The 15,087-nt window shown below is 58.0% G+C and carries 18 protein-coding genes and 2 pseudogenes; 17 read left to right on the top strand and 3 right to left on the bottom strand.

All coding sequences use genetic code 11. From position 1 onward, the window contains the following. Positions 1-8 precede the first annotated feature (8 nt). From BLP10_RS16470 to BLP10_RS16445, 6 genes are all read left to right on the top strand, one after another. A complete protein-coding gene (locus BLP10_RS16470) occupies positions 9-728 on the top strand; it encodes a hypothetical protein (protein WP_091137011.1) in 720 nt (239 codons plus the stop codon). Between the two features lie 132 nt (positions 729-860). Next, positions 861-1,637, top strand: coding sequence for an ATP-binding protein (locus tag BLP10_RS16465; RefSeq protein ID WP_091137009.1), 777 nt, complete (start codon positions 861-863; stop codon positions 1,635-1,637). 100 nt (positions 1,638-1,737) lie between these two features. Then, entirely contained in the window at positions 1,738-2,232 is a 495-nt protein-coding gene (locus BLP10_RS16460) for a hypothetical protein (protein WP_139165519.1), read from the top strand. 117 nt (positions 2,233-2,349) lie between these two features. Next, positions 2,350-2,640, top strand: coding sequence for a hypothetical protein (locus BLP10_RS16455; protein WP_091137003.1), 291 nt, complete (start codon positions 2,350-2,352; stop codon positions 2,638-2,640). A gap of 84 nt (positions 2,641-2,724) precedes the next feature. Next, on the top strand, positions 2,725-3,405 hold the full coding sequence (locus tag BLP10_RS16450; RefSeq protein WP_139165518.1) for a hypothetical protein: 681 nt from the start codon (positions 2,725-2,727) through the stop codon (positions 3,403-3,405). A 57-nt stretch (positions 3,406-3,462) separates the two neighbouring features. After that, on the top strand, positions 3,463-3,873 hold the full coding sequence (locus tag BLP10_RS16445) for a hypothetical protein (protein ID WP_091136997.1): 411 nt from the start codon (positions 3,463-3,465) through the stop codon (positions 3,871-3,873). Positions 3,874-4,131: 258 nt separating this feature from the next. On the opposite strand, the gene BLP10_RS16440 is transcribed toward BLP10_RS16445, so the two are convergent. After that, positions 4,132-4,551, bottom strand: a complete 420-nt coding sequence (locus BLP10_RS16440; RefSeq protein WP_091136995.1) for a hypothetical protein — start codon at positions 4,549-4,551, stop codon at positions 4,132-4,134. A 742-nt stretch (positions 4,552-5,293) separates the two neighbouring features. Between BLP10_RS16440 and BLP10_RS16430 the strand changes: the two genes are divergently transcribed. The 11 genes and pseudogenes from BLP10_RS16430 to BLP10_RS16375 all read left to right on the top strand — a co-directional run bounded on the left by BLP10_RS16430 (position 5,294) and on the right by BLP10_RS16375 (position 12,771). Further along, positions 5,294-5,665, top strand: a complete 372-nt coding sequence (locus BLP10_RS16430; RefSeq protein ID WP_091136992.1) for a hypothetical protein — start codon at positions 5,294-5,296, stop codon at positions 5,663-5,665. A 62-nt stretch (positions 5,666-5,727) separates the two neighbouring features. Continuing rightward, entirely contained in the window at positions 5,728-6,231 is a 504-nt protein-coding gene (locus BLP10_RS16425) for a hypothetical protein (protein WP_091136989.1), read from the top strand. A 140-nt stretch (positions 6,232-6,371) separates the two neighbouring features. Beyond that, positions 6,372-6,908: a hypothetical protein gene (locus tag BLP10_RS16420; RefSeq protein WP_091136987.1), complete on the top strand. Its 537-nt coding sequence runs from the start codon at positions 6,372-6,374 to the stop codon at positions 6,906-6,908. 95 nt (positions 6,909-7,003) lie between these two features. Continuing rightward, complete coding sequence (locus BLP10_RS16415) at positions 7,004-7,702, top strand: hypothetical protein (RefSeq protein ID WP_091137258.1); 699 nt, start codon at positions 7,004-7,006, stop codon at positions 7,700-7,702. 13 nt (positions 7,703-7,715) lie between these two features. Next, on the top strand, positions 7,716-7,970 hold the full coding sequence (locus BLP10_RS16410; RefSeq protein WP_091136985.1) for a WGR domain-containing protein: 255 nt from the start codon (positions 7,716-7,718) through the stop codon (positions 7,968-7,970). A 390-nt stretch (positions 7,971-8,360) separates the two neighbouring features. Next, positions 8,361-8,576, top strand: coding sequence for a hypothetical protein (locus BLP10_RS16405; protein WP_091136983.1), 216 nt, complete (start codon positions 8,361-8,363; stop codon positions 8,574-8,576). 562 nt (positions 8,577-9,138) lie between these two features. Next, a complete protein-coding gene (locus BLP10_RS16395; protein WP_091136981.1) occupies positions 9,139-9,507 on the top strand; it encodes a hypothetical protein in 369 nt (122 codons plus the stop codon). Between the two features lie 825 nt (positions 9,508-10,332). Continuing rightward, positions 10,333-10,560, top strand: coding sequence for a helix-turn-helix domain-containing protein (locus BLP10_RS16390; protein WP_091136979.1), 228 nt, complete (start codon positions 10,333-10,335; stop codon positions 10,558-10,560). Next, complete coding sequence (locus tag BLP10_RS16385) at positions 10,557-11,816, top strand: type II toxin-antitoxin system HipA family toxin (protein WP_091136977.1); 1,260 nt, start codon at positions 10,557-10,559, stop codon at positions 11,814-11,816. Before BLP10_RS16390 ends, BLP10_RS16385 begins: the two co-directional genes overlap by 4 nt. Before the next feature lie 39 nt (positions 11,817-11,855). After that, a pseudogene (locus BLP10_RS16380) lies at positions 11,856-12,118 on the top strand (transposase); the annotation flags it as partial. Beyond that, a pseudogene (locus BLP10_RS16375) lies at positions 12,088-12,771 on the top strand (IS6 family transposase). The pseudogenes BLP10_RS16380 and BLP10_RS16375, both read left to right, overlap by 31 nt. Before the next feature lie 349 nt (positions 12,772-13,120). On the opposite strand, the gene groL reads toward BLP10_RS16375, so the two are convergent. Both groL and groES read right to left on the bottom strand, forming a co-directional pair. Continuing rightward, positions 13,121-14,761, bottom strand: coding sequence for a chaperonin GroEL (groL, locus tag BLP10_RS16370; protein WP_091136974.1), 1,641 nt, complete (start codon positions 14,759-14,761; stop codon positions 13,121-13,123). A gap of 50 nt (positions 14,762-14,811) precedes the next feature. Then, positions 14,812-15,087: co-chaperone GroES (gene groES / locus BLP10_RS16365; RefSeq protein WP_139165495.1), on the bottom strand; the 276-nt coding region annotated here is incomplete at its 5' end.

The following is a 15,087-nucleotide window of genomic DNA, read 5'->3' as shown; positions in this document are numbered from 1 at the left end:
AGGATTCCATGACACATGACTTCAAGCTCAGGAACGGGCATCGGACCCGCGCGCTATCGCACGCGGTTACCTTGATCAATACCAGTTCCTGCAAACCCCTGTACGAGCGTCGTTCTCGACTTCTCAACGACATCGTTCATTGTGCCTACCAGATCGGCACCATCGCCTCCGGTCGATACAAATCGTTCGGCGAGTTCACTGCAGCCGGGCTTGCCCTGTCTACTTCCGAGATCGATCTCGGAGCGCAAGCCGCACGCCTCCTCGGGACCGTCGAAATCTCACACACCTACCGCAGCCTTTGGGGTGTCTGGGTTGATCACTGCTCCCATCCTGACTTTCTGACCTTCCGGTTGCCTGAAGGATCAAGGAGTCAGCAGGCGATGGCCTGCGAGATTCTGAACTTCCGCCACGTTATCCAGAAAGGGGAGGGCGGAGCCGCCTCGTTCCTTCCGGTGGCATCGCTGTCCTGGGCGCTTACGACTGAAACCCCCAGCGTCGAGATGTATCAGGGCAGCCTCAAAGATCATATCAAGGTCATCGACGAGGAGATCTCCCCCGCTGTGATGGCCGAGTTCGCCCAGGTGCCAGCCTTCGTTCAGGCCTTCAACGACTGCGTTTCCTATCAGGATATAGTCAAGCTCTTCCCTGCGGTGGCGAATGTGCTCAAGGCCGCCGAGGAGCATCGTAACGACAACGCCGTCACCTCTCTTCTCAGTCTCGCTGGCTAGCACTCCTCATCCTTTTAGGCATTTGCAATGAACACGTTGACCACTACCCACATCGAAGCCACCCTCGGCCGCAAGCTCATCACCCGGGCGGATTAGTTCTTCAGCCACTCGACCGACTGCATCATTGACGAGATGATCCAGAACTCCCGTCGCGCCAAAGCCAACAACATCCAGTTCAGCGTCGACGATGGCGATCTGATCATCGTCGACGACGGACACGGCCTGACGGCAGAGAATGCCCATATCCTGCTTACAGCCGGTGGCAGCAATAACGACGCTGCGACGGAAGAATCGGAACGGGCTGCGGGGCTCGGTTTCTTTTCTCTGGCAAAATATGATGTCGTTGTGCGCTCCCATGATTGGGAGATGGAGATCCCTAAGGAAGCCTTCGTAGGCGGCGCCACCGCTACGCTGACGCGTGGCTTCCCGCATCAAGAGGGACTGTCAATCCGGATCCAGGGATTTACAGGCGGCAAGATTGCCAGGGAGCAGGAGAAGCGTCGGCTTGGTGAGATCATCGAACGATGCGTCCGCTATTCGGGCCTCACTGCGTCCCTCAAAGGCTTTCCCAACGACGTCCCTACTGTCGTTATCCCAAAAGTCTTCCTTGATCACAGCCTTCAGCCATTCGCTGCTAACATCGTTGCCATCGAAACTGAGATGGTGCATGGCGTCACCATCAAGCTCGCTCGCGTTAAAGGAGAGTACTGGCGATCGGAGAAGACGTGGATCAATTTCTTCGGAGAAGTCATCGGCCTGAGCGACGCACAGGCCCAGAACCAGATCCCCTCCGTGGAACGAACAGTCGTCCTCGACGCCGAGAAAAAGGCGTTCATCGACACCAGCTACGCTACCATTGTGCTGATCGACGTTCACGACACCACCCATCTGAAGCTCAGACTGCCCTAGCGTGACGTCCTGATCAAGGACCAAGGGTTGGAACTGATCTGGAAAACGGTCGATCTCCTTTATTGCAAGATGATCTCGCGACCCGACCTGGTTAACAGGCTTGTCGCCGATCATCCGCTGCGGAGCGCTTACCCGTTCCCAATCCCCCGCCCGTCGTGTGGTTTCCAATCTCGCTGGCGTTCGATGGATTCCTTCCGATGGAGGGTTAATCTCTGCCGACGGCGATCGCCTGGCGCGGCATGAAATCGTCGCGGTCTACCTTGACCGCCACAGCGTTCAAGACAGCGGGTATCTCGAATCCATGCTCGAGAGCTTTCCCGGTATGGGTGGCTGCCCCGCCGTAGCACGGGTCATGTTCGAGGATGTAGAGATCGTGAACGCGCTCGGAAAAGGCGTCGTTCCCTATGTCAAGGGTAGTACCCTTGTCATCAAAGCCGAAGGGGACGAGATCAAGGTTCCTCTCAATGACGGCGAATCCGGTGATCCCCTGACCTATACCGACTTTGGGGCCGCAATCACCAAGGCCAACATCCAGGACCTCTACGATAGTGTGGTAGTCGATTTGGCGCTTACCTTCACGATTGAAGATCCCTAAGGTGGCGATAGAACCCTGTCCGCCCTGATTGCGGCGATCTACTTCAACGTTGATTGGGATACGTACAGCCCCAACGTAATCCTCGCCAAGGGGCGCGAGGACGAAGCGCACTCCCGCATGATGCGTGGCATTCACTGGTTTAACGATGAAGCGGGAGACTACGATCAGCAGGAGCGTGAGTACAGCAGCTCGTACGCCACAATGCTGTCCAAGATCACGGGAGAGGCACGGACGCACTTCGAGCGGGAGGTTCGAGATGTCGTCTTCGACAAGGCATACCCTCTGATGAGCGAGATCGAAGAGGACGAGGAGACCATCGTCCTGAAGGTGATGGTGACCCTCAGGAAGGGTTGCGGTCCCATCGTCTCTGTTACCAGCGAAACCCAGCCAGTCGGCCAGGCCGAGTAGTGGGGAAGAACACCTGGAGGGGCGGGCGGAAAAGCGGATGCATAATGCTCCGCCCCTTCCAACGAGCCGGGGTGGAAGTCCCATGTGGCCGCCAAATCGCCTGCCATTAACGCTCACTTACGTTTTGGCTATCCAACCCTGAGCAAACAAAATATCGCTCGGATACAAAACTTGCAGCAAGATCAACCAGCCATGAACCCGGAAATTGTCGTCCTCGCCGCGGCCGCTTGCACCTTTGCCTTTCCTGCTTTGGCTCAAACTTCGTCCGGAACCGGCCGAACTGTGGCCTATACAGAGACTTCTGGAAAAACCTGCAAAACTCTCAGCAACCAAGGCGAGGGTGAGATCGTGGAGTGGAAGTGCCGGGGCGTGGGGCGCGATCCCTTCTTCATAGATGCGGTTACCCTCGGCGGAGTTGCCTTCGGCAAAGATGGGGAGCATGAGCCCGGATTCACTCCAAGTCAGGAATTCACGGGCAAGAAGATCGAATGGCGCCTTCAGAATGGCAAGCCCTACGCCACCATCTACCGGGCGTACGTCAACGTTGAGGTCCAGAGCACGCCCGTGCCGAAATCGATCACCAAGCAGGTTCTTGTGGTGACCAAGCTCAATGGCGAGAACGCCTGCCACATCGCCTACGTGGACGCCAGCATTCAGAATGCCAATGCCAAGGCCGCTGAAATCGCTGACGCGAACGTGAGCTTGTTCACGTGCGGTTCTGACAAGCCGCTGCGGGTCGGGAATCCCCCGGCATTCCGGGATTAGGCCTGTGCAGGGCCCTCTATCGGAACCCGATTTTGGACAATCGAATGGGAAGATATCATGCGTGCGATCATCGCGGCCGCAATCCTCGCAGCCTCCTCCATGCCTACTTTTGCCCTCACGCTCGAAGACTATCCTGAGTATCGGGTTGTCTGGTCGCTCGATTGCAAGAACCCGGCAGCCGATCGGGTTGACGTCAAGCTCGACAACATCACGATCTTCGTAAAGGGCACTCCGCACGTTTATCGGGGTGTTGAACTCAGCAAAACGTTCTCTGGGGGAGCTCGCGCCGATGGAAAGCTCGCTTGGATCTTTGGAAGCAAGGAGAAGGACGGGGACTATGTCTTCATCGCTGAAGTCCCTGGTTATGGCCGAAAGGGACCACTTGAACTCACCCCAGCCGGCTACACCCCTGTCCCCGATCTAGAGCCGCTTTGGGGCAAGAAATTCAAGAAATGCCCGGCTGAGTGATTGCAAGGCAACATCGATTGAAAGCCGCCGGGCACGACCGACGCCGGCGGCTTTTTCGCGTCTAGCCGACGGGCAACTAAAGTTTACTGCTACTCCGTTGTGTTTAACATGCGGCTTCGCGGGCGCGCCCAACTGCAAAGGAGCCGGCAATGCGCTACCAGTCGCCTGAGCGCGAGGCTGAGCCTCGCGCTCAGGCGCTTTGAACAGAGAAGGGCGGCTCTTGGTGAGCCGCCCTTCGCTTGTTTGATCGGATAACCATTACCAGCCGCCGTAGTAGCCATGTCCGTAATAGGGCGAACCGTAGCTATAGGTGACTGTGCGGCTCCTCACAGGTGCATATCCATAGTTATAGGATCGCACCACACGCCGGGTGCGGTAAACCGGGCGCGGTTCCTCATAGTAGCGGACAACACGCCGTTCCCGATAAACCGGGCGCGCATAGTAGCCGTCATCGTAGCCATACCGGTACGACGTGACGGGCGCGGCATAGCCATAGCCGTAGGCGGGTGCCGCATAGGCCTGAGACGCAGCGCCAGCGATGATGGCTCCCGCCGCAAGGCCGACAACGCCAGCCGCGACAGCAGCACCGCGACGCCCAGATCGAGCTTCGGCATCTGAGGTCGAGAGCATGCCGAGAGCGAGAACACCAACAGCAGCAAGAGTTGCAATCTTACGCATGTTAATTCTCCCGAACTCCTAATGGGTTCAATGATGTAAACACCTACCTTATTGTTGATATTGGCCTCATCGACCTGAATAGTAGGTGAACCAAGACCCGCTGTTTAGCTTGGGCTCTGCAGATCGTTTGCTAGTCTATACGTTTCTGGTGCGCCTTCTGTGTTCCCCCACACTTAGTGGGCGCAGTGTCAAGGAGGGAGGGGATCGCGCTGCGCGGTCAGATATATTGCGGTTATCTGTGTTTCTAATTCGGGAAGCGTTCGCCTCATTCTGCAGCAGATACGCGATTATAAGAACGATGTTATTGTCATTGGTAACTTCATGGTTGTTTCCCTTACTCAGAATCCGTTGTTTCGGGTCTTAGATGGTCAAGGGCGCGATTTCGCTTCCAATCCCCCAGCACCCATGCCCGAGATTATCGGGCCAAAGACGGGCCAACCCCGCAGTTCCGAGCAGAGTGCCATCGAAAACGGGTTTCGGAGCACAAGCGATATGCAGTGCCGGATGGCCGAGGTGACGGTTGGAACGCACTCTCAGTCAGCCGCCTTTAGCCGCTGGTACTATACCGATGGATCTAAGAGCGGCCTCGAGGCTTTGGTTGAAACTCAGTACAGAATTTTTGCCCCCGAGACCATCTAAAGGTTTCTCTAGAGAGTTGAGCAGGAGCCTTCGAGCAATATCGAAGTCGAGCATTGTGTGAACCCGACAATCGGTCAAAACCCCAAGAGGGAGGGCAGTCACGATGCAGCTCACGCGCAAGTCCCGCAGTCTTATCCGTCGTGTATGCCGTGAGGCCTTTCGCAACAGGATCGATCCCCTGCTGCAACGGATGAAGCTCAAGGCGAGGATCGCCGTGCTTCAGGAACAGGGCGCCATCGCCATCGTCCACGGAGGGATCGATTGCGACGGCGGTCGCTGGGACAATCGCGTGGCGATGGTTGCCGCTACCGTTGCCGCAGTCGAGCGCTGGTCCAACCAGTACAAGGCCCAAGCGGAAGGGCCCCAGTGGCAAACTCTCGAAAAGCCTTCGCTTGCAAAAGACCTCGCTGAGGACAGCCGCGACCTTGGTCTGGAGGCCTTCGAGGACGGGCACAGTCACGTCCTCTTTGCCTGACGGCCGGCACCGTCAACTCACCGCCCCTTCCTTCCCAGTTTTCGATGAATGGTGGTTCCGCCATGACGATGCGCCATGCCCACAACGATAACAGCTGGTTTCACCTCGGCTTCCTCAACATCAGCCGCTGCGAACCAGAGACAGGCACTGATGGCCGGATCGACCGATTGGACATCCGCCTCACCGACGCCGTCTTCCAGGCATCGAACGGGGGTGTTTATCGGAAGCTGCGAGCCGTTGCACAGGACGGTTCGGTACACTACGGCAGTGCCTTTGCAGGCAGGGACGGCGACTTCACCAAGGCGATGACCCTGATTGTGTACTATGGGGTTGAGAAGCTCATGGTCCCCGTGCCGGTATCCGATCTGGTGGTCGGCGATAGTTCTTCAATCGATCTGTTTGCCACCATCCAAGCGCCGCAGGCTAAAGCCTGCCCAATCCCCCCGAACAGCCTGCAGCCGGGCCGTCCCTTCAGGAAGAACGCCTCTGGTCAGCGTCAGAGCTGTTCATTCGCGCATAGCCCGTCCGGGCGAAAGAGCATCTCACGAAACTGCGGCGAGCCGTGACCCTCATCTATCACCCTGATCAATACTCAGGGAACGAGCTCGAAGTCCGGACCCGGATCATGGCCCGTGCCAACGACCTCATCGATAAGCTCAGTGAGCAGATCGCCGCTTAAACCCTCAGATTTCCGTAAGGACTCTTTATGGACACCACCGCCCATTCAACTGAATCGAAGACGGTCGTCCAATTGCTCGCCGAGATTCAGAGTTTCTTTGCCATTCTCGCCAACACCGAACGTCTGTCTCTCTCTGAAACTGATGAATCCGACGTCCTCTGTCTGCAGGACGCCACGCATATTGGTGGACAGGGCCTCGATCTCGTTCAGGAGCTGCGGAACCAGCTCGACGTCGGCAACGAATTGATTGCCAGCGTCCAAGCTAGCGCGGCCGATGCCGATCCCCTTGCTGAACTCATGCAATTGCCTCTCGATCGGGTAGTAATTGTTCACGTCTGCTCCGGCCATTCCTTCACCGGCGCCCTGGCGGAGAGCCCCGACAATCAAGTCATCCTGTTCGAGCCCATGCCCAAGGGCGCCTCGCGCTATCACCCGGTGCCGGTATCGAACATCATCGGGTGGACAGACATGCGGGGTGAAGACACGGAGCCGCTGTTTCTCTGCAATCGCCAGTATCTTACTAAGCGCCAGATTCTTGATAAGGAGAAGTCTTCCAGACTGTGATCGGGCACGATGTTACCGCATCCATGGTTGCTGGGCTTTACGCTGCGATATACGAGAGCCTAATCTCCGCAATCCATTTTCAGTCCTTCGGTATCATGCCCCTTCAGCGCCGGTTCCTCATCTCATCGTCTGTGGCCCGCCTTATCCAGCGTGAGAAAGGCGTTTACCGTCAGGTGGAAGGCTTCTTTCCGACGCAAGGCGACAGGCTCACCTTCGTCCACCTCGAGGAGAACCGGGCCTTTCTGATCCTCCAGACTTCAGGTCCGAACGGAGAGGCCGAGGATCGGACCGAAGTGCCAACCCCGCATGCTCACGCCCTGCTTGATGTGTGTGCCGGTGAGGTCGATTATGCCCGCACCAAGCTGCCGATCGGATCCTATACGGCCCTGGTCGATCACATTATGCGGCCCTGCCTCCTTCACCTTGTCACCGTTGAGTTCGGCAGTCTGGAAGAGGCAAGAGCGTTCCGCCCCTTGGAATGGTTCGGGCCCGAGGTGACCGGCCAGGCGCGCTTCACAAATCAAGGGCTCGCCCTCAACGGGTTGAGCGAGGCTCCCGACGTGCCGCTGTCCAATGCGACTCTCAATAGCCTGATCGATACCCTCGACAACCGGTTCCCGGCCCAAGCCCGGATGCCGATCAATCCGCCCAAGGCCAAGCAGGATCAGGGAACCAGGGCATCGGCGGGGCCAGCCTCTGGCAGCGGCCACGCCACCGAGGTTAGCCTCGAGGACATCGAGGAAGCGATGACGCGGGAGATGGGGCTCGCAATGCGGAACAAGCCAACTTCCTGAGTTCAGGCTACTGATGCCTGACATCCGCTCGCCGATCCGGCACCACGTGGTGCTTTACCGCCGGGACCCGGAGCAGGGGAGGGCGCGATACTACAGCTTGATGATCGAGCGGGATCTGTTCGGCACAATCCGGCTGGTCCACAACTGGGGGCAGGTTGGATCGAAAGGGCAGGAAAAAGTCGAGCTGTTTCCTGACGAAGCCGAAGCCACCCAGGCCTTGGAGGCATGGGCAACGATCCAGCGCCAGAAGGGCTACGCGGATTTGTAGGCTACCCCTGGATTCTTCCCCTGGATCTTCAGTACGCCCCTCGCCACGAAGTCGAGCCTGATGCGATCGGCCCGCTCAAGAACTACCGAGAGGATCTCTAGTCGGGATAGCGGTGGCTCCAAAGCCACCGCGCGACCAGCAGGTTTTGGAAAGTTGTCGTTGGACGGCGGTGGCGGCACTGGCAGCCTAGTCTGTCTTCGCTTGCACATAGAAACTCCCATTCCTTGCTCGTCCATTAGCCCTGCAACGTTGTGCGAAGGTCGCTTGGCAATCGCGAAGCAAGCGTCAAAGGGAGGAAACTTCGGTATCCTGGACAGGCCGCATGCAAGATTAACTTCACATCAAGATCATCGCGCCAGTGTGCCTCCTCAACAGTAAGGAGCACACATCATGACGGCTTGGCCACGCACCGACCGGGAACCGATCTCAGAGGAAAAGCTCCTCAAGGCCGTCAATATTCTCGCCGACCTTGTTGAACAGAACGGCCAGGCCTTCCGGCCACTGTATCTGAGCCTTCGCCAGCAATTGGCCGAATTCCGCCTGCAGCAGAGCGCCGAGGCTGCACTGGAAGCAATCGCCAGCCAGTCAAACGCGCAAGTCGCGTGAACCTTCAAGGTCGCCTTCCATGAGCCATAGGGATGACAAACCCCAAGAAGCTCAACCTGACCACGATCGTACATCGGGAGGGAGGCACCTTGAGTTGAAGCATGTCCGGAACGAGAGGAGAAAACTCCTCGCCAACGCCATTGATCGGGCCTCGACGGCCTTCGTAACCGTGGGAGTAGCAACTCCAATCGCAGGTGTTATATTCAAAGTGAATGGCCTCGGGCTCGCTTTGGCGAACTCGGAACTGGGGCTAGCCGTATTGGGTTTCCTTGGTACCGCCGTCGGGCTACATACACTTGGCAGCACGACGGGCACTTAGAGGATTAGAAGCATGAGTGGAACATCGTTTCTAGCCTTTGTGGCGACACCAGCTTTGGTGCTGGCGCTGGCATGGGGCGCTGTGCTGCTCAATGAATGGCACGACCGAAAACAGCGTCACCAGCATCGTTAATTTCGCCTCTCAAGGCGTTCTCATAAGTTATTGAAGTGTCCAAGGGACTGGCGTTTGCCGGTCCTTTTTTGTGCCAGTTTCAGGCCAAGTCCTCGCAAGTCCGGTCCTTCCATGCTCAAGTTTATCCTCGGGCTCCCTCATGTCATGAGGGGGCCGCTGATCGATGCTGCCCGATCCCTCCATGCACCGGTCCTGATCAGCGCCAATGCGCTGTCTGTCTGGAAGAAAGACATAGCGGGAATTCCGGTATGGCACGGGTTCAACACCCGCAACCTGCACCACCTCGACGGCTTTGAGGCCTACCTCGACAGTGCAGGCTTTGTCGCTGCCAGCTGGTACCGGGGCTTTGCGTGGACCGTGGACCAATACCTGGATTTGGGAGCAGCCTACCCCTGGCGGTGGTTCGCCTCCATGGATTTCTTATCCATTCACGCAAGGGGAAATCGACAGCAGTTAGACAAAATGGATCAAGAAAGGTAATTTCTTACAATCTCCTAGGCTGGTAGTTCCAGTCTGAGACAGCAATCTTGCCTCAAGAACCGTCTCACTTCTAAGTTCCAGAAATCTCGAGGCCCAAGCTGCGAAGACATAATTTGTCCAAATAAGAAGACATGGCATTGGCGAAAACATGCTGTTGGACAAAGTCGAGCTTTACAGGGGCAGGGATGGCTTCGGCGGCAGAAAACAATGCTGAACTAGCGCTACGATAGGAGTTGTCAGATCTAACAGTCCGAAACGACATAGATCTGTCCGAACGAGGCGTTACCTCTACGGCATAATTTAGTTTCAATTCACCAGAGTATATCCAAACAATGAAGGGGTGCGGCCAAGTTTTAGAAGAGATAGATTGGCGCGCCTTCCCTGTAAGTACTATGAAAATTCGAAAAAATGTCTCGGTATTTTCGGGCCAACTTGTAACTATTCCAACCGCAGTCTCAGGGGTATACCTGTATTCTCTTTTGATCGGCGGCAGGCTCGCGCTCGGGCCTTCCGCGTCTGGATAGAGGTCACTGGCACCGTGACTGTCGCCTAACCCGGCCCCGAACCAAGATCGGTGTGTCTTACTTCAACAGCTTGACAGTGCCAGCACCAGAGCGTGAGAGTTTGGGGCCGGTCACAGGTGAGCAGCGGACCAAGGTGTCTCACCGTTTAGTAATTCTGATAGAAGCAAGGCTGCGTCATCATCACCCCGATCGGGACGATTGATCGACTAAGGGTCCATCGGCGGCCAAAAAAGTCCCGATCGGTTCTTTTTATTGATTCTCGTTCCTTATCCTGCTATAATCGTCCCAATAGGGATGATTTATGCAATCCGTTTCAGACAGCAGAAGCTTTGGTCTCATAATCCGCCAGGAGCGGAAGTCGCAGAAACTCACACAGGAACAGCTTGCCGGGCTTACCGGCGTGGGGGTTCGGTTCGTGCGCGAGTTGGAGGCAGGAAAGGAGAGCTGTCAGGTCGGCCGCGCTCTTCGGGTGGCTGCCGCTCTAGGCCTTAGCGTCTCCGTCGGCAGCCGCCGAGAGAGTGCGCCATGACGCACCTGTTGGATGTTTGGTTCGGCGATATAAAGGCGGGCACCCTAGCCCAGGACGAGGCAGGTACTCTGAGCTACGCCTACGATCCCGGCTATCTCGCCGGACGAGAGCCGCACCCCATCTCCTTTTCCATGCCGTTGCAGGAGGCGCCTTACGCCGACCGTGTGGTTCGTCCCTTTTTCTCGGGTCTGCTGCCGGATGAGGGTGCGCGGCAGCGCCTCGCGGGTGCGCTCGGCATTTCAGCCGGTAATGCCTTCGGGCTCCTGGAGGTAATCGGTGGTGAATGCGCTGGTGCCTTGTCTCTCTATCGGACCGGCGAGACGCCATCATCGTCGGATGACGATGGTGTCGAGCTGCTGAACCCGGCGCGGCTCGAAGAAATCATTGGCAAGCTACGAGAGCGACCTTTGCTCGGCGGTGAGGAAGGTGTCCGGCTGTCCTTAGCTGGTGCGCAAGACAAACTTGCAGTCTGCGTAGAAGGCGACGATATCGGCCTCGCCAAAGGCGGCCGACCAACTACGCATATCCTCAAGCCCTTCATTCAGGCGCTCGACGGCACAGTAGAGAACGAGCTGTTCTGCCTGCGCCTTGCAGCGCGATTGAAATTTCCGGTGCCGGCCGTCGAGATGCGCCGCACTGGCGCGATACCCTTCCTAATCGTTGAGCGCTATGACCGCGCGCCACACAAGGACGGAACGATTACCCGCTTGCACCAGGAAGATTTCTGTCAGGCTTTGAGCGTACCGCCGGAGCTCAAATATGAAGAGGAAGGCGGACCGGGGACAGAGAAGGCACTGGACCTGATTGGCCGCGCCACCGCGCGTCCGGCGGCAGACCGTCTGCGCTTCCTTCGAATGCTGATCTTCCACTACCTTGTCGGCAACGCGGACGCTCACGGGAAGAATTACGCCCTACTCTATCGAAGCAAGGTTCCTGACCTCGCGCCACTATACGATGTGGTATGTACGGCTGCATATCCGCGGCTCACAAAGAAGCTCGCTATGGCGATTGGAGGGCGCTCGGCTCCAGACACGATACAGTTGAAACACTGGCTCACGCTCGTCCCGGAGACGCGCGGCGCTCAGCGCCTTCTAGTCAAGGACATAGCCGAACTGGCAGGGCGCATCGGAGGCGAGGCAGACAAGCTTCTAGCAGAGTTTGAGGAGGCGGGCATTGCCCATGAAATTCTTAAAGTTGTCCGTCGGATTATTGAGGCTCGCGCGGCGCACTTGTTGAGAATTGCGACGCCTAATTAAGAGCGTCTAACAAAACTGGGTTGAGAGCGTTGGTCAGGCATGGCCAAACCACTTGTATCCGACGCCCAGTGGGCGGTGATTGAACCCCTCCTCCCCCTGAGCCTCCCAAGCCTAAGGGTGGACGGCCCCGGCTGAGTGACAGGGCAGCCTCGACTGGCATCTTGTTCGTGTTGCGCTCTGGCACGCCGTGGGAGTTGCTGCCCCAGGAGATGGGCTGCGGCTCGGGGATGACGTGCTGGCGGCGCTTGCGCGATTGGCAGCACGCAGGTGTCTGGCACAAGCTGCAACAGGTTCTGCTCGACGTGTTCGGTGGTCCCTCGCTTATGGCCTCAGCCTCCGCAACTAGGGAGATGCTGGACGAGCGCGGCATCTTCGTCGATCACGCCACGATCCACAGATGGATTGTCCGGTACTCGCCCGAACTTCGGAAGCGCCTCAATACCCGCAAGCGAGCCGCGACCGGCAAGTGGCATGTCGACGAGACATACATCAAGGTGAGAGGTCGCTGGATGTATTTGTGCCGCGCGATCGACAGCCATGGCGGCACGGTTGAGTTTCGGTTCAATGAGCGGCGCAACCTGCCTGCCGCCTAGCGGTTCCTGCGCAAGGCTCTCAAGCGGCATGGCCGGCCTGAGCGGATCGTGATCGCCGGCAGCCAGACGAACCGCGAAGCGATCCTGTTGTGTGATACCGCAGACCGGCTCCAGGATAGAACACAGCGTGATCTGAAGCCTATTCGCATCCGGCAATGTGCCTACCTCAATCATCGTAGCGAGCAGGATCATCGCGCCATCAAGCGCCGGGTCCGATCCATGATTGGGTTCCAGTCCGCGGCCACGGCCCGTGTGATCCTCAGTGGGATCGAGCTGGTCCACATGATGCGCAAGCAACAGGCGAGTATGCCTGCGCGCCGCAATACTCAATTGCTGAGAAATTTCACCTGCTTGCTGCATAAACTCTGGGAGCATACCGCTCCTCCTTTTGGAACGGGACTGGATTTGCGACAAATCCTATTCTCTTATGCTGAGATGAGGTCGCCACCAGGGCAGACGGCGAAAGCTCTCGAAGATGGTGTCGTAGAATCCGGCAACATCAATGTCTCGGACTACGTAGGAATTCGTTGTCCGACCGCTAACACGCCACCAGTCAATCACGAGCATCCCAGTCGTCATAGGCGAGGTCGCTTCGACTTCGACATTGACCTTCAGACCTGAGAACAATTCCGGGCTGCAGTAGCCAGACAACATAAATGAAGAGCCCCGGATCGCTCCGGGGCTCTTCGCATATCACGCTGGAGACAGGGCTTAGAAACCGCCCATGCCCCCCATTCCACCGCCGGGCATGGCCGGAGCAGCGTCATTCTTCGGTGTCTCGGCGACCATGGCTTCGGTGGTGACCAGCAGACCAGCGACCGAGGCTGCATTCTGCAGAGCCGTGCGGACGACCTTGGCCGGATCGACGATGCCGGCCTGAAGCAGATCCACGAACTCTTCGGTTTGAGCATTGAAGCCGAAGGTGTCGGACTTCGTGTTGTCGTTGATCTTGCCAACTACTGTAGAGCCTTCGACGCCAGCATTCTCGGCGATCTGGCGGATCGGAGCCTCAAGGGCACGCAACACGATGTTGATGCCGGACTTCACATCAGGATTGTCGCTGGAGAGCTTGGCAACCGCAGCCTTGGCCCGCAGCAGAGCCGTGCCACCGCCAGGAACGATGCCTTCCTCGACCGCAGCGCGGGTGGCATGCATCGCGTCGTCAACGCGGTCCCTCTTCTCCTTGACTTCAATCTCGGTCGAGCCGCCGACGCGGATCACCGCGACGCCGCCTGCGAGCTTGGCAAGACGTTCCTGCAGCTTCTCGCGGTCGTAGTCCGAGGTGGTCTCCTCGATCTGCGCCTTGATCTGCTGCACGCGGGCTTCGATGTCCTGCGTAGAGCCAGCACCGTCGATGATCGTGGTGCTCTCCTTGTCGATGCGTATGCGCTTGGCGCGGCCGAGCATGTCGGGGGTGACGTTCTCGAGCTTGATGCCGAGATCCTCAGAGATCGTCTGGCCGGCGGTGAGGATCGCGATGTCTTCCAGCATGGCTTTGCGACGGTCACCGAAACCCGGCGCCTTCACGGCGGCAATCTTCAGGCCGCCACGGAGCTTGTTCACCACGAGGGTAGCGAGCGCCTCGCCTTCGATGTCTTCCGCCACAATCAACAATGGCTTGCTAGTCTGAACCACGGCCTCGAGGATCGGTAGGAGCGACTGCAAGGAGGAGAGCTTCTTCTCGTGGATGAGGATGTAGGGATCCTCGAGCTCGGCAACCATCTTCTCCGCGTTCGTGATGAAGTACGGCGAGAGATAGCCGCGGTCGAACTGCATGCCTTCTACGACGTCGAGCTCGGTCTCGGCGGTCTTGGCTTCCTCGACGGTGATGACACCCTCGTTGCCGACCTTCTGCATGGCATGGGCGATCATCTCGCCGATGGAGGCGTCGCCGTTGGCCGAAATCGTGCCGACCTGGGCGATCTCCTCAGATGAAGCCACCTTCTTGGCACGAGCTTGGATGTCCTTCACGGCTTCAGCAACAGCCAAATCAATGCCGCGCTTGAGGTCCATCGGGTTCATGCCGGCGGCAACAGCCTTGGCGCCCTCGCGGACGATGGACTGGGCCAGGACGGTTGCCGTCGTGGTGCCGTCACCGGCGATGTCGTTGGTCTTCGAGGCCACTTCGCGCACCATCTGGGCGCCCATGTTCTCGAAACGGTCAGCGAGTTCGATTTCCTTCGCGACCGACACGCCGTCCTTCGTGATGCGCGGAGCGCCGAAGGACTTCTCGATCACGACGTTGCGGCCCTTGGGACCCAGGGTCACCTTCACCGCATCGGCGAGGATATCGACGCCGCGCAGCATCTTATCGCGGGCTTCGGTAGAAAACTTAACGTCTTTGGCAGCCATAGGCTTAGCCTCCAGTTAAATTGGAAATCTGTGATGGGTCGAAGGCTTGATTAGCCGACGATGCCCATGATGTCGGATTCCTTCATGATCAGGAGATCCTGACCGTCGATACGCACCTCGGTGCCGGACCACTTGCCGAACAGGACGCGGTCGCCGGCCTTCACATCGAGAGCAACGACCTTGCCGCTCTCATCGCGGGCGCCAGCGCCGACGGCGACGACTTCGCCCTCTTGCGGCTTTTCCTTGGCGGTATCCGGGATGATGATGCCGCCGGCCGTCTTCTCTTCGGCCTCGATGCGGCGGACGACGACGCGGTCGTGCAGCGG

Origin of the sequence: Microvirga guangxiensis (assembly GCF_900102135.1) — a bacterium.
Lineage (GTDB): Bacteria > Pseudomonadota > Alphaproteobacteria > Rhizobiales > Beijerinckiaceae > Microvirga > Microvirga guangxiensis.
Note: the sequence above shows the minus strand (reverse complement) of the source record. Positions and strands in the feature narration are given on the sequence as shown.